Annotated in this window: 16 protein-coding genes; 3 read left to right on the forward strand and 13 right to left on the reverse strand. The window is 71.2% G+C overall.

From position 1 onward, the window contains the following. Positions 1-66: 66 nt before the first annotated feature. Positions 67-225, reverse strand: a complete 159-nt coding sequence (locus ITJ56_RS15475) for a hypothetical protein (RefSeq protein WP_194631526.1) — start codon at positions 223-225, stop codon at positions 67-69. 83 nt (positions 226-308) lie between these two features. Next, positions 309-1,178 (reverse strand): signal recognition particle-docking protein FtsY, encoded by an 870-nt coding sequence (ftsY, locus tag ITJ56_RS15480; RefSeq protein WP_194631527.1) that lies wholly within the window; start codon positions 1,176-1,178, stop codon positions 309-311. Between the two features lie 220 nt (positions 1,179-1,398). Here ftsY and ITJ56_RS15485 point away from each other — a divergent pair, with 220 nt between their 5' ends. Beyond that, on the forward strand, positions 1,399-2,424 hold the full coding sequence (locus ITJ56_RS15485; RefSeq protein WP_194631528.1) for a TerC/Alx family metal homeostasis membrane protein: 1,026 nt from the start codon (positions 1,399-1,401) through the stop codon (positions 2,422-2,424). Positions 2,425-2,605: 181 nt separating this feature from the next. On the opposite strand, the gene ITJ56_RS15490 is transcribed toward ITJ56_RS15485, so the two are convergent. From ITJ56_RS15490 to ITJ56_RS15520, 7 genes are all read right to left on the reverse strand, one after another. Then, complete coding sequence (locus ITJ56_RS15490; protein ID WP_194631529.1) at positions 2,606-6,406, reverse strand: AAA family ATPase; 3,801 nt, start codon at positions 6,404-6,406, stop codon at positions 2,606-2,608. Between the two features lie 54 nt (positions 6,407-6,460). Next, positions 6,461-7,432, reverse strand: a complete 972-nt coding sequence (gene mutM / locus ITJ56_RS15495) for a bifunctional DNA-formamidopyrimidine glycosylase/DNA-(apurinic or apyrimidinic site) lyase (protein ID WP_194631530.1) — start codon at positions 7,430-7,432, stop codon at positions 6,461-6,463. Between the two features lie 4 nt (positions 7,433-7,436). Further along, complete coding sequence (rnc, locus tag ITJ56_RS15500) at positions 7,437-8,162, reverse strand: ribonuclease III (RefSeq protein WP_228518030.1); 726 nt, start codon at positions 8,160-8,162, stop codon at positions 7,437-7,439. Between the two features lie 13 nt (positions 8,163-8,175). Then, complete coding sequence (rpmF, locus tag ITJ56_RS15505; protein WP_017888273.1) at positions 8,176-8,379, reverse strand: 50S ribosomal protein L32; 204 nt, start codon at positions 8,377-8,379, stop codon at positions 8,176-8,178. A gap of 53 nt (positions 8,380-8,432) precedes the next feature. After that, on the reverse strand, positions 8,433-9,017 hold the full coding sequence (locus ITJ56_RS15510) for a DUF177 domain-containing protein (protein ID WP_194631563.1): 585 nt from the start codon (positions 9,015-9,017) through the stop codon (positions 8,433-8,435). A gap of 82 nt (positions 9,018-9,099) precedes the next feature. Next, complete coding sequence (gene coaD, locus ITJ56_RS15515) at positions 9,100-9,585, reverse strand: pantetheine-phosphate adenylyltransferase (protein WP_194631531.1); 486 nt, start codon at positions 9,583-9,585, stop codon at positions 9,100-9,102. Between the two features lie 38 nt (positions 9,586-9,623). Then, on the reverse strand, positions 9,624-11,852 hold the full coding sequence (locus ITJ56_RS15520; RefSeq protein ID WP_323749838.1) for an ATP-dependent DNA helicase RecG: 2,229 nt from the start codon (positions 11,850-11,852) through the stop codon (positions 9,624-9,626). A 97-nt stretch (positions 11,853-11,949) separates the two neighbouring features. Between ITJ56_RS15520 and ITJ56_RS15525 the strand changes: the two genes are divergently transcribed. Further along, positions 11,950-12,510 carry an RsmD family RNA methyltransferase gene (locus ITJ56_RS15525; RefSeq protein ID WP_194631533.1) on the forward strand — a complete coding sequence of 187 codons (561 nt, stop codon included), beginning with the start codon at positions 11,950-11,952 and terminating at the stop codon, positions 12,508-12,510. Positions 12,511-12,666: 156 nt separating this feature from the next. Here ITJ56_RS15525 and thiL read toward each other — a convergent pair whose 3' ends face one another. Further along, positions 12,667-13,662 (reverse strand): thiamine-phosphate kinase, encoded by a 996-nt coding sequence (gene thiL, locus ITJ56_RS15530; RefSeq protein ID WP_194631534.1) that lies wholly within the window; start codon positions 13,660-13,662, stop codon positions 12,667-12,669. Between the two features lie 24 nt (positions 13,663-13,686). Here thiL and ITJ56_RS15535 point away from each other — a divergent pair, with 24 nt between their 5' ends. Further along, positions 13,687-14,172, forward strand: a complete 486-nt coding sequence (locus tag ITJ56_RS15535; protein ID WP_194631535.1) for a DUF3515 family protein — start codon at positions 13,687-13,689, stop codon at positions 14,170-14,172. 10 nt (positions 14,173-14,182) lie between these two features. Here the strand turns inward: ITJ56_RS15535 and ITJ56_RS15540 are convergent, their stop codons facing one another. The 3 genes from ITJ56_RS15540 to ITJ56_RS15550 all read right to left on the reverse strand — a co-directional run bounded on the left by ITJ56_RS15540 (position 14,183) and on the right by ITJ56_RS15550 (position 17,239). Then, positions 14,183-15,289: a D-alanine--D-alanine ligase family protein gene (locus ITJ56_RS15540; RefSeq protein WP_416354796.1), complete on the reverse strand. Its 1,107-nt coding sequence runs from the start codon at positions 15,287-15,289 to the stop codon at positions 14,183-14,185. Between the two features lie 32 nt (positions 15,290-15,321). Next, positions 15,322-16,335: an NAD(P)H-dependent glycerol-3-phosphate dehydrogenase gene (locus ITJ56_RS15545; protein ID WP_194631565.1), complete on the reverse strand. Its 1,014-nt coding sequence runs from the start codon at positions 16,333-16,335 to the stop codon at positions 15,322-15,324. Positions 16,336-16,414: 79 nt separating this feature from the next. Then, positions 16,415-17,239 carry a lysophospholipid acyltransferase family protein gene (locus ITJ56_RS15550; protein ID WP_194631566.1) on the reverse strand — a complete coding sequence of 275 codons (825 nt, stop codon included), beginning with the start codon at positions 17,237-17,239 and terminating at the stop codon, positions 16,415-16,417. Positions 17,240-17,249: the final 10 nt, after the last annotated feature.

A 17,249-nucleotide genomic window follows, 5' to 3' on the forward strand; every position in this document is an offset into this window, starting at 1 on the left:
GGCGCGGTGCCAGCTGGCACCGCGCCTCCCGTCTGTTCAGGTGCGTCCGGACGGGACGCTGCGTCGCTACGCGCGACCGCGGATGGTCCGGAGCAGCCAGCCGATGACCGCCAGCAGGATGAGCACGATGCCCACCCAGAGCAGGATCTTCAGCGCACCGACGAAGATGCCGCTGAAGAGCAGGACGAGGCCGACGATGATCGCGATGATCAGCAGTGCGGGCATGAGGGTCTCCTATCCCTGGAACGAGACCGAGCAGACGCCCGGGCCGTGGAGGACGCTACTCCTCGGCGCGGGAACGCGTTCGCTCAGCCGACGAGGTTCTGCACGAAGACGTGCGGCGTGAAGCCGGTCAGGTCGTTGATCCCCTCGCCCTGCCCGATGAGCTTGATCGGGATGCCGGTCTTCTCCTGCACGCTCAGTACGAACCCCGCCTTGGCCGAGCCGTCGAGCTTCGTGATGACGAGGCCCGTCACCCCGGCACCCTCGATGAAGGCCTGGGCCTGCGCGAGTCCGTTCTGCCCGGTCGTGGCGTCGAGGACGAGCAGGACCTCGCTGATCTCGGTCTGCTTCTCGACGACGCGCTTGATCTTGGTGAGCTCGTCCATCAGCCCGGCCTTGGTGTGCAGACGGCCGGCGGTGTCGATGACGACGATCTCGGTCTGGTCGCGGATCGCCTTCTCGACCGTCTGGTACGCCACCGACGCCGGGTCCTGCCCGGGCTGCGAGGGACGGACGACGTCGACGCCGGCGCGCCCGGCCCACGTGGCGACCTGCTCGACCGCCGCGGCGCGGAACGTGTCCGCCGCCCCGACGAGCACCGTGCGGTCGTACGTCTTCAGGAACTTGGCGAACTTGCCGATCGTCGTGGTCTTGCCGACGCCGTTCACCCCGACGACGAGCACCACGGCGGGCCGGGCACTGAGCTTCAGGGTGGTGTCGAGCTTCGACAGCCGTTCCTCGAGGACCTCGCGCAGCATGCGCTGCAGGTCGGCGGGGTCGGTCGTGCCGTACCGGTCGACGCGCGCGTGCAGGTCCTCGATGATCGCCTCGGAGATGTCCGGACCGAAGTCGGCACCGATGAGGGCGGTCTCGAGGTCCTCCCACGTGGTGTCGTCGATCGTCTTGCGCTGGAAGAGGCCGCGCAGCCGTGAGGACAGTGACCAGGAACTCGCCATGTTCCCAGCTTAGGACGCGGCGCATGTCCGCTGTGCCCGGTATGCTCGGTCACACGAAGGGGAGTATTCCCTCTCGGTGTCCCCGTCAGTACGGTCCGGAACGATCCGGGCCCGGGGCGCCGGTCGTGCGGCACGGGTTCCCGGGCAGTGCGGCGGAAGAGACCTTCAGGCCTCGGCGTACCCGTTTTTCGCGGCAGCGCCCTATCCCTGAAGGAACACTGTGGACGTCCCACTCTTCGTCTGGCTCTTGACCATCGCTGGCATCTTGGCGCTGCTGGTCTTCGACTTCTACTCGCACGTCCGCACGCCCCACGAGCCGACGATCCGCGAGTCCGCGTTCTGGTCGGCCTTCTACATCGCCCTCGCGATCCTGTTCGGTGTCGGTGTCTGGGTGTTCGGCGGCGGACAGGCCGGCGGCGAGTACTTCGCCGGGTGGCTCACCGAGAAGGCATTGTCCGTCGACAACCTCTTCGTCTTCCTCATCATCATGACGACCTTCGCGGTGCCGAAGGCGTTCCAGCAGAAGGTCCTGCTGGTCGGTGTCGCCATCGCCCTCGTCGCCCGCGGGGGCTTCATCGCGGCCGGCGTCGCCATCATCGACAACTTCTCGTGGGTCTTCTACCTGTTCGGTGCACTGCTGTTCTGGCTCGCCTGGTCGCAGGTCAAGGGCGGCAACGAGCACGACGCGTCCGAGGGCGATTCCCGGCTCATCCGGATCCTGCGCCGCATCATCCCGACCTCGAAGGACTACGACGGCGACCGCCTGACCACCCGCGTCGACGGAAAGCGCCTCTTCACCCCGATGCTGCTCGTCATGGTCTCGATCGGCCTGACCGACGTGCTGTTCGCACTCGACTCGATCCCGGCGATCTTCGGCCTCACGCAGGACGCCTTCATCGTGTTCACGGCGAACGCGTTCTCGCTCCTCGGGCTCCGACAGCTCTACTTCCTCATCGCCGGCCTGCTCGAGAAGCTCATCTACCTGGGCCAGGGCCTCGCGGTGATCCTCGCCTTCATCGGTGTGAAGCTGGTCTTCCACGCGATGCACGTCAACGAGCTGCCGTTCATCAACGGAGGGCAGCACATCGAGTGGGCGCCGGAGATCCCGATCTGGTTCTCGCTGGGCTTCATCCTGCTGACGATCACGGTCGCCACGATCGCGTCGCTGGTCGTCTCGAAGAAGCGCCAGGAGCGCGGCCTGACACCGACGGGCGAGCCGACGACGGCGGAGGCCGACGCGAAGTAGCCGTCGCCACGTTGGTGACGGGAGGCACGGTGCCAGCTGGCACCGTGCCTCCCGTCCGTCGTGGGTCCCGCCCGTCGTGGGTCGCGTCCCGACCCAGACCGACTCTTCGGGCTGGTCGACGATCCACGGCTCCGGACGCCCGCGAAGTGTCGCTGAGCGCGTGACCTGCCGAGCGGCTCGGCTACGCGACCGCGTCCGCCGGCTCGCGCTTCTGCACCCGCTGCCCGACGACGGCGGAGACGCCGTCCTGTCGCATCGACACCCCGTACAGGGCGTCGGCGATCTCCATGGTGCGCTTCTGGTGCGTGATGACGATGAGCTGCGACGACTCGCGGAGCCGCTCGAACACCGTCAGCAGGCGACCGAGGTTGGCGTCGTCGAGTGCCGCCTCGACCTCGTCCATGATGTAGAACGGCGACGGCCGCGCGGTGAAGATCGCGACGAGGAGCGCCACGGCCGCAAGCGACCGCTCGCCGCCGGACAACAGGGTCAGGCGGTCGATCTTCTTGCCGGCGGGCTTCACCTGCACGTCGATCCCGGTGCCGAGCAGGTCGCTCGGGTCGGTCAGGGTGATGGAGCCCGAGCCGCCCGGGAACAGGATCGGGAAGATGACGTCGAACGCTTCCCTCGTGTCGTTGAACGCCGACTCGAAGATCGTCTGCATCTTCGTGTCGAGCTCGTCGATGATCGTCATCAGGTCGCTGCGGGTCTTCTGCAGGTCCTCGAGCTGCTCGGCGAGGAACGCGTGCCGCTGTTCGAGGGCCTGGAACTCCTCGAGCGCGAGCGGGTTCACCTTGCCGAGCTGTCCGAGGTCGCGCTCGGCGGTCTTGAGCCGGCGCTCCTGCTCCGCGCGGACGTAGGGCACGGTCTCGACGTCGGCGGGGTCGATCGCGTCGGTGGCGTCGAACTCGGGCAGTGCGGGGCCGCCGGGCAACGTCGACTCGGCGTCCACGACGACGACGGCATCGACGTGGGCGACGGTGTCGGTGTCGGTGTCGGCGTCGGTGTCGGTGTCGGTGTCGGTGTCGGCGAGGGTGTGGGTGTGGGTGTCGGCGAGGGCGTCCGTGTCCTCCGGTTCGGTCACGCCCGCCACTCCGGCAGTCGCAGCCGCCGCTGCGCGCTCCGCCTCGCGGTGCTTCCGCGCGAGCACCCGCGGGTCCACGAGCACGTCGACCGGCACCGGCACGTGCGGCCCGTACTCACTGACGAGCACGGCCTCGGTCAGCCCGAGCTCGCTCTGCGCCCGGTCGAGTACGCCGGACACGTGCAGCTTCTTCTCGTAGATCTCCATCTCGAGCGAGTGCACACCGTCGGTGATGGTCTGCAGGCGGTCCCGGAGCTCGCGCTCCTCGTTCCGGATCGTCTGCAGCTCGGTGTTGCGCTTCGACCGCTCGGCCTCTTCCGTCGCCAGCTGCACCCGGGCCTCGGCGAGCGAGCGGTCGACCGCTCCGAGCACCCCGGGCAGGTCAGCGAGCACGGCCTCGGCGGTCCGGATCTGCCCGCGACGGATGACCGCGAGCCGCGCAGCTTCCTCTGCGGCGGCACGCTCGGCCTCGAGCTGGCGTTCGAGCTGGTCGGCACGGTTCCGTTCGGACCGTGCGCGCTCGCGCACGGTCTCGACCTGGATGCGCTGCTCGACCTCGGCGGCGCGTGCGGCTTCGAGCGCGTCCTGCAGGGCCGGGCGCTCGGACGCGTCGACGACCGGTCGTTCCTGCTCCGTGAAGGTCCGGTGTGCTTCCTCGGCCTCGGCGAGGGCCGCCTCGGCTGCCTCCACGGCGCCGTCGGTCTCGGCGAGGGCCGCGCGCAGGCGATCGACCTCGGCGACGGCGTTCTCCGCCTTCGCCCGCGTGGAGGCGCTGGTCCGGTCGTACTCGGCCTTCGCCCGAGCGAAGGCGCGGGATGCTGCGTCGGCCTCGTCCGCGCGGCGGCGTGCGTCCTCGACGGCGCTGCGGGCAGCCTGGAGGCCCGTGGCCGCGTCCTCGGCGTCGGTCGCGATCGCATCGCGTCGCGTCACCGCGTCGTCGCGCTCGGCGACGAGCTCGATGCGCGAGGTCACGCGCTCCCCGCCACCGGTCACGCGGACCGCACGGACGAGGTCACCGGACCGCGTGACCACCGTGGCGTGCGGGGCGGCGGTGAGCACGGCCTCCAGGTCGACGTCGTCGGTCTCGGCGACCAGCGTGTCGCGCAGGATCGACGCGAGCGCCGGCGGTCCCTGCACCAGGTCGGTGGCGCGGCGGACGCCGACCGGCAGGGCTTCGGGCAGGTCGGCGGGGACGGCTGCGGCGTCGGCCACCACGACGTCGATCCGTCCGAGATCGGCGGCACGGGCATGGTCGACGGCGTCCAGTGCGGTCCGGCGGTCGTCGGCGAGGACGGCGTCGGCCAGGCCCTCGAGGGCCGTGGCGATCGAGGCCTCGAACCCGGACGCCACCGTCAGGCTGTCGGCCAGGCGTCCGACGACGCCCGCACGGCCGGCGTCGATGAGCGCCTGCGACCCGTCACGCACCTCGATCGACATGCCGAGCGCGGTGACCCGGGCGTCGAGGGCGTCCCGCTCGCGTTCGAGGGCGTGCAACCGGTCGCGCTGCTCGTCGCGGGTGGTCTGGACACGCTCCAGCTCGGCACGCGCCTGCTCGAGGGTCTGCGCGAGTGCGGTCTCGTCGACGCCCTCGGACGGGTCGACACCGAGTTCAGCGAGGGCCGCCGCGGCACGCTCGGCACGCTCCCCGGCCTCGGCCAGTGCCCGCTCCCGCCGCTCGCGGTCGGCGACGGCGGAACCGCGCTTCGACCGGGCGACGTCGACCGCGCTGGCGAGCCGCTGCGCCTCGAGGTCGTGCTGCGAGACCCGGGCAGCCTGGGCGGCGATGCGTTCGTCGAGGGCGTCGAGCGCAGCCCGTGCGTCCTGCACGGCACGGGCGGTCGTCGCCGAGCCGCCCTGCATCTCGTCGGCCCGGGCCACGAGGCGGTCGGCCTCGGCGCGGATCCCGGCGACCTGCTCCGGCGTGACGGTCGGGCCCTGCTGCGGCGCGTCGGCCTGCTGCGCCAGGAACATCAGGCGCTGGTTCGCCAGGCTCGACAGCCCGCGCAGGCGCTCTTGCACGCTCTCGAGCCGGTGCACGACGGTGCGGGCGCGGTCGACGTCGTCCCCGACCATGCTCTGCTCGACATGCTGCTGGCGCACCCGGGTCTGGTCGAGCCGTTCGGTCAGGACGATGCGCTCGGACTTCCGGCCCGCCTCGACCTCCTGGTGGTCGTGCAGTTCGCGGCGCAGGCGCACCACGTCGTCGGCGAGGATGCGGGCCTTGGCGTCACGGAAGACCGCGGCGACGGACTGCGCCTTGCGCGCGACCTCGGCCTGGCGCCCGAGGGGCTTCAGCTGTCGCCGGATCTCACCGGCCAGGTCGGACAGGCGGGTCAGGTTCGTCTGCATCGCGTCGAGCTTGCGGAGGGTCTTCTCCTTGCGACGGCGGTGCTTCAGGATCCCAGCGGCCTCCTCGATGAAGCCGCGGCGGTCCTCCGGCGTGGCGTGCAGCACCTTGTCGAGCTGCCCCTGCCCGACGATCACGTGCATCTCACGGCCGAGGCCGGTGTCGCTCAGCAGCTCCTGCACGTCGAGCAGCCGGCAGTTCTCGCCGTTGATGGCGTACTCGCTGCCGCCGTTGCGGAACAGCGTGCGCGCGATCGTGACCTCGGAGTACTCGATCGGCAGCAGGCCGTCGCTGTTGTCGATGGTCAGCAGCACCTGGGCGCGACCGAGCGGACCGCGGGTGGAGGTGCCCGCGAAGATGACGTCCTCCATCTTGCCGCCGCGGAGGGTCTTCGCCCCCTGCTCCCCCATCACCCAGGCGAGGGCGTCGACCACGTTCGACTTGCCGGAACCGTTCGGGCCGACGATGCACGTGACACCGGGTTCGAACGCGAACGTCGTCGGCTGCGCGAAGGACTTGAACCCCTTGATGGTCAGGCTCTTCAAGTACATGCGGTCTCCGGGTGTGCTCGCTCGTGCGGCGCTGTGCTGCTGCTGGGCGTCAGGCTAACGCGTGCGGGCGCGGGGACGTGGTTGGCACACGGGACAGATGTGGCTCGACCGGTTCATGAAGGCCTCGCGCACGATCGTCGTGCCGCAGCGGGGGCAGGGCTTCCCCTGCTGGCCGTAGACGTTCAGCCGCTGCGAGAAGTAGCCGGACTGCCCGTTCACGTTGACGTACTGGGCGTCGAAGCTCGTCCCCCCGTCCTCGAGCGCGCGGCGCAGAATGGCGCGGACCTCGTCGAGCAGTCGTCGCAGGTCAGCACGGGTGAGCCGGTCGGCGGCGCGCTCGTAGTGCAACCTCGCGGCCCACAGCGACTCGTCGGCGTAGATGTTCCCGATGCCGCTCACGACACCCTGGTCGAGCAGGACACGCTTGATGCCGCTCGAGCGCTTCCGGGCCATCGCGGCGAAGCGGTCGTCGTCGAACGCGGGGTCGAGCGGGTCGCGGGCGATGTGCGACACCTGGCCCGGCACCCAGCGGCGCCACACGGCATCGGGGTCGAGGACGTCCACCCGGCCGCCGAACCCGGCGGGGGCGCCGTCGATCGTCGGGACCATCGCGTCGATCGCCATCGAGCCGAACGTGCGCTGGTCGACGAACTCGAGTTCCACCCGCGGCTCCGCCGCACCCGCGCGGTCGGTGCCCACGGGCTCCACGTCGATGAGGATCCGCCGGTGCTTCGCAGCCGGTCGGCCACGGCCGAGCAGGATCTGCCCGCTCATGCCGAGGTGGGCGACGAGCGCCTCGGGGCGATCACCGTCGTGCTCGGGCTGCAGTGGCATCCAGAGGAACTTGCCCCGGCGGACCGCGGCGGCGATGGTGCGACCGGTCAGGCGGTTGGCGAAGTCCTCGGCGGGGCCGTCGTGCCGGGTGAGGGCACGGTCGTCCACCACGTCGACGTGCAGCACCCGTGCACCGCTGACCGCGGGTTCGAGGCCGGCTCGGACGACCTCGACCTCGGGGAGTTCGGGCACGCCGTCAGACCGCTCGACCGGAGAGTCGGGTCCAGGCGTCGAGCGCTGCGGCCATCTCGGCGGCCTTCTTGCTCGACCCGGTGCCGGTGGCGATGTCCTCGCCCTGCAGGACCACCGTCGCGCTGAAGGTCTTGTCGTGGTCGGGGCCGGTCTCGGTGACCCGGTACGCCGGGTTGCCCAGTGAGCGGCTGGAGGCGAGCTCCTGCAGGCTCGTCTTCGGATCCATGGCGGCGCCGAAGCGGTCGGGGTCGATCATGAGCGGCTCGACCAGGCGGAGCACGAGCTCGGTCGCCGGGTCGGCACCGGCGGACAGGTAGGTCGCACCGATGACGGCTTCGACCGTGTCGGCCAGGATCGACGACTTGTCGCGCCCACCCGTCTGCTCCTCGCCCTTGCCGAGCCGCAGGTAGCTGCCGAGCCCGATCATGCGGGCGATCTCGGCCAGCGCCACGGTCGACACGAGGCTGGCGCGACGCTTCGCGAGATCGCCCTCGTCGAGGTCGGGGAACGACGTGTAGAGCTTCACGGTCACGGCCTGGCCGAGGATCGAGTCCCCGAGGAACTCGAGGCGCTCGTTGTGCTTGATGCCACCGTGCTCGTAGGCGTAGGAGCGGTGTGTGAGGGCGAGTTGGAGCAGCTCGAGGTCGATGTCGATCCCGAGGATGCCCTGCAGACGAACGACGTCCGGCCCCACGGGGCGAGACCCCGCAGCGCCGGACGTTGTCGTCATGCGTTCGGTCCGATCAGACGTCGGCGACCTTGCGACCCTTGTACTCCATGTACAGGGGCGTGCCGGCCGAGTCCTCGACGACCTTCGCGCGGTGCGGGAGGCTGTAGGTGACCTGACCGTTCTCGATCGTCTTCACGAGCTGGATCGGCGTGGCCTTCCACTGCGAACGACGGGCGTGGGTGTTCGCACGGGACTGCTTGCGCTTGGGAACGGCCATGGTGAATCTCTTTCGGTTGGTCAGTGGTCGGTGCGGGGGCTGAGAGTCGGGACCTACTCGGTCTCGGTCCGCTCCTCGCCCTCGGTGGTCTTCGGCGCGGTGGTGTCACCGTCGGTGGATCCTTCGGCACTGTCGTCGAGCTGGACCGCGCTGAGCGCTGCCCAACGGGGATCCACGATCTGACGAGCGGGCTGCTCGCCGAGGTCGGCCAGACGTTCGCCCGTCACCGGGTCGAGTCCTGGGCAGTCCGGTCGGCAGACCGGCTGGAACGGCAGCGACAGCACCACCGCATCTCGAACGACCTGTTCGGTGTCCACGTGGTCATCGCGAACGAAGAAGTCGAAATCCTCCGAGGCATCATACGCGAACAGCTCGGCGAAATCGACCTCGATCGGTTCGCTGATGTCGATGAGGCAACGCGAGCACTCCCCCGTCGCGTCGGCCGAGGCGTGTCCGGACACGAGGACGCCCTCGTGGAGGCCTTCCAGCCGGACGTCGATGCGCAGTTCCGCGCCCTGTCGGACGGCGATCAGACCGGCGCCCATCGCGTCGGGCACCTCGATGTCGAGCGTGTGCTCGCGCATCTCACCCGGCCGGTGCGCGAGGTCGCGCACGCGCAGGGCGTAGGGGCTGTTCACGGGGGAAGACACGATCGACAAGCCTAGCGCGATCGGAGCCGAGAGTCGAGGTGGCAACAGGCGTGTCCGGACGCGGCAGCGATCAGCGGGCCGCGAGCGCGTCCGCGACGGCCCTCGGCACGTACGGCGTGACGTCGCCGCCCAGCGTCGACACCTGGCGGATGAGCGAGCTCGACACGTGCGCTCGCGCAGCCTCGGGCAGCAGGAACACCGTCTCGACGTCAGCGAGGTGCCGGTTCATGATCGCCATCGGGGTCTCGTACGCGACGTCCTCGCCGGAGCGGACACCCTTGACCAGGATCTTCGCGCCGACCTGCCGGCAGTAGTCGACGAGGAGCCCGGAGGTCCACTCGCCCACGGTCACCGAGTCGGGCGCGCCGACCTCGGCGAGGGACGCGCGGATGAGCCGCACCCGGTCGACGGCCTCGAACATCGCCGGCTTCTTGTCCGGGTTGTGCACCACGAGGACGTGCACCTCGTCGAACAGCCCGGCCGCCCGACCGATGACGTCGAGGTGCCCGAGGGTGACGGGGTCGAAGGAACCGGGGACCACCGCGATCTGCGCCATGGGAGCGACGATACCGTCCGGGGTGCTGCGTCCGGCGGTCAGTTCTTGCCGAGGAACGAGGCGTCGGACTCGTCGAGGCGTCGGGCAAGGGCGTCGCGGAGGGCAGGGGACCCCTCGAGTTCGGGGTCCGGCTCCAGCACCCGCTCGGCCTCTTCGCGCGCGTCGACGATGAGGTCGGCGTGTTCGACCACCCGGAGCAGGTTGAGCGAGGACCGGCCGCCGGACTGCCGCTCGCCGAGGACGTCGCCCTCGCGCCGGAGCTCGAGGTCGACCCGCGCGAGCTCGAAGCCGTCGTCCGAGGCGGCCACCGCGTCGACGCGTTCGCGCGAGGTGGTCTCGAGTTCGGCCGTCGTGACGAGCAGGCAGACACCCGCCCACTGCCCACGGCCGATGCGCCCCCGGAGCTGGTGGAGCTGCGAGACCCCGAACCGGTCGGCGTCGAGGACAGCCATCATCGCCGCGTTCGGCACGTCGACACCGACCTCGATCACGGTCGTCGCGACGATCACGTCGAGGTCACCGGCAGCGAAGGAGGTCATCACGCGGTCCTTCTCGTCCGCGGTCATCCGGCCGTGCAGGACGGCGATCGTGCGCCCCTCGAGCACGGGCATGGTGCGCATCCGCTCGGCCGTGGCGAGCACGGTCGCCGGGGCGCGCTCCGGAGCGCGGTCCTCGCCCTCGGCCGGTTCCGGCTCGCCGTCGTCCTCGGTGTGGGCATCGTCGATGGCCGGGCAGACGACGAACGCCTGGCGGCCCTTGGCCAGTTCTTCGGCCATGCGTGACCAGATGCGGGGTTCCCAGCCGGGGTGCTCGGCCAGGGGCACCGTGAACGTCTCGACGCCGGCGCGTCCCGACGGCATGCCCGTGATGGTCGAGACGTCGAGGTCACCGAACACCGTCATGGCCACCGTGCGCGGGATCGGTGTGGCGGTGAGCACGAGCACGTGCGGCGGCGTCGCACCCTTCGTGCGGAGGGCCTCGCGCTGCTCGACGCCGAAGCGGTGCTGTTCGTCGACGACCACGAGCCCGAGTTCGGCGAAGTCCACGCGGTCCCCGAGGAGCGCGTGGGTGCCGACGACGAGGCGCGAGCTGCCCGAGACGGCGGCGAGCAGCGCACGGCGGCGTTCGTCGGTGGACTGCGAGCCGGTCAGGATCACCGGCCGCAGTTCGGCTGCCAGGTCGGGACCGAGGAACTTCACGATGGACCGCAGGTGCTGGGCCGCCAGGACCTCGGTCGGGGCGATGAGCGCGGACTGCCCGCCCGTCTCGGCGACGGTGAGCATCGCGCGGATCGCCACCAGGGTCTTGCCGGAACCGACCTCGCCCTGGATCAGCCGGTGCATGGGCCAGGTCCGGGCGAGGTCCTGGTCGATGTCCGCGCCGACGGACCGCTGGTCGTCGGTCAGGGTGAACGGCAGAGCGGCGTCGAACCGTTCGAGGATCCCACCGGCTGCCGCCACGCGCGGCGTCGCGGCGGTGCGACGGGCCGCGATCCGGCGCTGCACGAGCGCGGTCTGCAGCACGAACGCCTCGCGGTAGCGCAGGGCGTCCTGCGCCCGCTTGAAGTCGGCGACCTTCTCGGGGCGGTGCAGCAGCTCGAGGGCGCGGCGGAAGGGCACGAGGTCGAGCCGTGACCGCGCGGACGCCGGCACCGGGTCGGGGAGGTCCGGCAGGGTGTCGAGCACGATCCCCATCGACTTCGCGATCTGCCACGAGGTGAGGGAGGCCGTCGCCGGGTAGATCGGGATCGGCTGACGCGACCACCGGATCGCTTCGTCCGAACCGGGGTCGGCCGTGGCGCGGGGGTCGTCGGGGTCGAAGAGCTCGTAGTCCGGGTGGGCGAGCTGCCGGGCACCGCGGTAGTCGCTGACCTTGCCCGAGAAGATGCCGCGGGCACCGGGCACGAGGTCCTTCGTGCGCCACCCCTGGTTGAAGAACGTCAGGGTGAGCAGTCCCTTGCCGTCGCCGATCTTCGCTTCGAGGATCGAACCGCGGCGCGCACGCATGGTGCGTTCGCGGACGTCCACCACCTCGGCCACGATGGTGACCGGTTCGCCGATCGCCAGCGAGTCGAGGGCGGTCAGGGCACCCCGCTCCGCGTAGCGACGGGGTGCGTGCTCGAGGAACTCGCCCACCGTGCGGTGGCCGAAGGCCTTCTCGATCGCGGTCGCCGTCCGACCACCGAGCACGTTCGCGAGCCGCGCGTCGAGCGGTGCCGGACCGAGGTCGGGCGCCGCCGGCGGAGCGGGGGTTCCGGAGGTGACCACGCTCCAACGGTACCGGGCACGACCGACCCCACCCGCGCCTCCCGGACGGGCCTGTGGAGAACGCGGACCGGACCCGCCGGGCCGATACGGTGGCTGCATGACCCGCATCATCGCCGGCGCCGCCGGCTCCCTGACGCTCCGGGTGCCGAAGTCCGGCACCCGGCCGACGAGCGACCGGGTGCGTGAAGCGCTGTTCTCGTCGCTCGAGGCACGGGGGCTCGTCGAGGACACATCGGTGGCCGACCTGTACGCGGGGACGGGGGCTCTCGGGCTCGAGGCCGCGTCGCGCGGGGCGGTCGAGATCGTGCTGGTCGACCGTGCGTCCGCAGCGGCACAGGCGTGCCGCGCGAACGCGAAGGCCGTGCAGCAGCGGGTGCCCGGCGTCCGTATCGACGTGCAGCCGCAGCCGGTGCTCGGGTACCTGCGCGGGACCGTCCGGACGTTCGACCTGGTGTTCATCGACCCGCCGTACGACGTGACCGAACACGAGCTCGCCGAGGTGCTCGAGGCCCTGGCGCCGAAGCTGACGGCGGACGCCGTCGTCGTGGTCGAGCGGAGCAAGCGCTCCCCCGAGCCCACGTGGCCCGTGGGGCTCGAGCCGTTCAGCAAGCGGAGCTACGGCGAGACCGTTGCGTGGGAGGCCGTCGCCGCGGGCTGAGCGTTCCGCGCGAGCGCGTGCGCGCACGCGCTCTGCGACAGGGCACCTGTCGAACGACGCGTGTTCTGTCGCAACACGCTCGAGCATCTTCCGGGAGGCACTGCTCGCCTCCGCCAGGGCGGCCGCGGAAGCCGCCGAGCCGGGTCGGCCATCGGGTCAGCCGGTGACGCCGTCCCAGTCCGCGTAGGGGTCCCAGCCGGTCGTCGGCACCGGGGATCCGGCACGAAGCAGGTCCGCGTCGCCGCGAGGCAGCACGACACCGAGGCGGCGGAACCCGCCGGGCAGCACCGCACCGTCGGGGAACGTGGCGAGCAGGCCGTGGTCCTCGCCACCGTGCAGCGCGGCATCGTCGAGACCCGTCGACTCGTCGAGCTCGAGCGTCACCCCGCTCGCCCGGGCCATCCGGCCGGCGTCGATCGCCAGCCCGTCGGACAGGTCCAGCATCGCCGTCGCCCCGCCCGCAGCCGCGCGCGGGCCGTCCGCGATCGGCGGCACGGGACGCCGCTGCCGTCCGACGTCCGGGTCGGCGTCGGCCCCGCTCGACACCGTCACCGAGCGGTCCGGTTCACCCCGCTCGTCGACGCCGTCGCGGAACAGTCGTGACAACCCGCGGGCCGCCCGTCCGAGCTCGCCGGACACCGCCAGGACGTCACCAGGACGTGCTCCCGAGCGGAGCACCGGTGCATGACCCCCGAGGTCGCCGAAGGCCGTGACGGTCACCGTGAACGTCGCCGAGGTGGACAGGTCACCGCCGACCACCCCGCACCCCGGCGCGAGCGCGTCGACGGCGAGCCGGAAGCCGTCGGAGATGCCCTCGAGGACAGCGACCGGGGTGTCCTGCGGGGCCGCGAGGGCGATGACGAGACCGCTCGGGGTCGCCCCCATCGCGGCGACGTCGGAGAGGTTCGTGGCGGCGGCCTTCCACCCGACGTCGGCCGGCGAGGACCACGCCCAGCGGAAGTCGGGGCCGTGCACCATCATGTCCGTCGTCACGACGAAGCGGCCGTCGGGGGCGGCGACGACGGCGCAGTCGTCGCCGGGACCGAGGATCGGGGTCCCCGCCGGCAGGCGGCTCGTGATGCGGCCGAGGACGGCGAGTTCACCGAGCTCCCCCACCGTCGGTCCGGCCCAGGCGTCGTCCGTCGCGTCCACACGAGAACGGTAGCCTGGACGGCGATGGACACCGCACGCCGCACCCCTCGCACCCTCACCGTCGTGGGGGTCGTGATCGCCCTCGCAGCCGGGCTGACCGGGTGCACGAACGCCGTGTCGATGTCGCCAGCCCCCTCCGCCGACGTCGCCGCGTGCGCCGCGGTCCAGGTGCGACTGCCGTCGACGGTGGACTCGACGTTCGACCTCCGGAACACGAACGCCCAGTCGACCGCGGCGTGGGGCGATCCCGAGGTCGCGATCTACCACTGCGGCGTTGCCGTGCCGACGGTGTCCGACCTGCCGTGCTTCTCGCAGGGAGGGGTCGACTGGATCCGCGACGACCGCGGCGACCAGGTCGTCTTCACGACGTTCGGACGGTCCCCTGCCGTGCAGGTCGTCGTCGACACGAAGAAGACCACCTCACAGGTGGTCCAGGACCTGTCCGACGCCGTGTCGACCCTGCCGAAGGACGGACACGAGTGCCTCGACCCGTCCGACGTGCAGGGCTGACGCCCGCGGGTCATCGGACTGCGGCGCGCCCCAGCTCGATCAGCTCGGTGACGAGTTCACCGTAGGACACCCCGGACGCGGCCCAGCAGCGCGGGTACATGGACAGCGGCGTGAAGCCCGGCATGGTGTTGACCTCGTTGACGACGAAGCCGTCGTCGGTCAGGAAGCAGTCGACGCGAGCGAGCCCGGCGCCGCCGATGGCCTCGAACGCGCGGGCACCGATCGACCGGATCTCGTCGGTCTCGGCGTCGGTCAGGGGCGCCGGGCACAGCAGCGACTCGTCACCGCCGAGGTACTTCGAGGCGAAGTCGTAGAAGCCGTCCTCGGGCACCACGATCTCGCCGGGCAGACTGGTGCGCGGCACGCCGTCGCGGCCCTCGAGCACGGCGACCTCGACCTCGCGCCCGACGACGCGGGGTTCGACGATGACCTTCGAGTCGTGCTCGAACGCCAGGTCCATCGCGGCAGCGAGCTCGTCCGGCCCGTCGACACGAGAGACGCCCATGCTCGAGCCGGCGCGCGCCGGCTTCACGAACAGGGGCCATCCGTGCGCGGCGATCGTCTCGGCGACGTCCGCCGCCTCGGCAGCCCACTGACGGCGGAGCACGGTCGTCCACGGTGCGACCCGCAGTCCGGCGTGCTCGAGCACGGCCTTGGCGACGTGCTTGTCCATCGCGAGCGCGCTGGCGAGCACGCCGTCGCCGACGTACGGCAGGCCGGCGATCTCGAGCAGGCCCTGGATCGTGCCGTCCTCGCCGAAGGGACCGTGCAGGATCGGGAACACCACGTCGACTGCGATCGTCGTCGCCGTGCCGTCCGGGTGCGACACGACGAGCTCGTTCGTCGCGGGCGAGGTCGGGAACGCGATGCGCGTGCCGTTGTCGGGGACCGTCGGCAGTGCACCGTCGCGGATGGTCCACTGCGCCGGGTCGTCGGGCTGCAGGGTGAAGGCGCCGTCCTTCGTGATCCCGATCGGGACGAGCTCGTACTCAGCACGGTCGACGACGTCCATGATGCCGCCGGCGGTGACGCAGCTGATCTCGTGCTCGCTCGAGCGACCGCCGAACAGCACGGCGACGGTGGTCGGGGGGATGGTTCCCTCGGGGATCGTGGGCACGGGAGTCCCTTCGTGACTCGGTGCGGGACCGGTCACTCGCCCTGGGGCTCGTCGGTCTCGGTGAGGTGCGGCGCGATGTTGCGCGGATCGAGCCTACCGGCGAGCACCTCGCCCACCTGGCTGACGATGGGCATGTCGACCCCGTTCGCCGCGGCGAGCTCGAGGATCGGCGCGACGGACGCCAGGCCTTCGGCCGTCTGGTTCATCTGCCGGACGACCTCGTCGAACCGGTAGCCCTGGCCGAGCAGCCGGCCCGCCGTGTTGTTCCGCGACAGGGGCGACTGGCACGTGGCGATGAGGTCGCCGAGGCCCGCGAGGCCCGACAGCGTGGAGGGCTGCGCGCCGAGCGACACCGCGAACTCCGTCATCTCGGCGAGCCCGCGCGTGATGATCGACGCCTTCGTGTTCTCGCCGTAGCCCACGCCGTCGACGATGCCGATGGCGACCGCGATGAGGTTCTTGAGCACGCCGCCGAACTCGGTGCCGATGACGTCGGTGTTGATGAAGGACCGGAAGTACGGGTTCGTGGCCACGGCGGCGACGGCGGTCGCGGTGTCCACGCTCGACGAGGACACCACGGCGGCAGTCGGCTGCCGCCGCGCGATCTCGAGCGCCAGGTTCGGACCACTGGCGACGGCGATGCGGTCCTGGTCGATGCCGAGCCCCTGCAGCAGGACCTCGCTCATCCGCAGGCCCGTGCTCTTCTCGACGCCCTTCATGAGGCTGACCACGGGCACGTCGGCCGGCAGGAGCTCACGGATCGCGGCGAGGTTGGACCGGAGGGTCTGCGACGGCACCGAGACGTACACCTGTGAAGCGCCGTCGAGGACCTGTGCGAGGGACGTCGACGCGGTGAGCGTGCGGGGCAGGTTGATGCCCGGCAGGTAGTCCGAGTTGCGCTTCGTCTCGGTGATCTCGCGGGCGACCTCGGCGCGTCGGGCCCACACCACGGTGGACGCGCCGCCCTCGGCCAGCACCTTCGCGAACGTGGTGCCCCAGCTACCGGCACCGATGACGGCCACGCGCGGCTTGTCGGCGGTCTGCATCACCACCCGGATCGCGGCGGTGTCGAAGGCCCCCGAGGCTGCTGCGGCAGGGTCGGGTCGATCGTCGTGCGGTCGGAGGTCACTCAAACCGGCCGGTCTCCTTCTGGTTGTTCGCGGCCGGGTCCCAGCGGACGGCCGGGGCCTGCTCGCCGCGGAGCTCCTCGAGCAGCGCGGTGATGCGGCGCATGACGAGTTCAGTGGCTTCGCCGAGCATCTTCTGGTCGATCGGTCGGCCGCGGTACGCCGACAGGTCCACCGGCTCGCCGACGATGACGTCGACGCGGGACGGCGGGAACAGCCGGAGCTTCTTGCCGTACCGGGCCATGATCTGCTGCGTGCCCCAGTGGGCCATGGGGATGAGCGGCACGTCGTTCTCGAGCGCGATCCGCACCGCACCGGTCTTGCCGCGCATCGGCCACAGGTCCGGGTCGCGGGTCAGCGTGCCCTCCGGGTAGACGATGATCGCCCCGCCCTGCTCGATCAGCGATCGGCCGCCACCGAGCGGATCGCTCAGGCGGGTCCGTCCTGATCGCTCGACGGGGATCTGTCCCATGCCGGACATGAGCTTGCCGACGACCGGGACCCGGAAGAGCGACGCCTTCGCGAGGAACCGGGGCGCCCGACGGCTCAGCCACACGGCGGTGCCGACCACGAGCGGGTCGATGTTCGTGAAGTGGTTCGGAGCGAGCACGAACGCGCCCTCTGCCGGCAGGCGGTTCCGGCCGTGCCAGTGGTAGCGCGCCGAGAAACGGAAGGTCGGGATGACGATGGAGCCGACGATGCGGAAGGCGGGGTTCAGCTCGCCGCGACGCCACCGGCGACCCCGGACCGGGAGGCCCGTGGCGACGTCCGAGGCGGACTCGCGCCGTGCCTCCAGTCCGTCACCGTCGCTGGGAGGCGACACGTCGTCGCCC

This window comes from Curtobacterium sp. VKM Ac-1376, assembly GCF_015351025.1.
In the GTDB taxonomy this organism is placed as follows: Bacteria; Actinomycetota; Actinomycetes; order Actinomycetales; family Microbacteriaceae; genus Curtobacterium.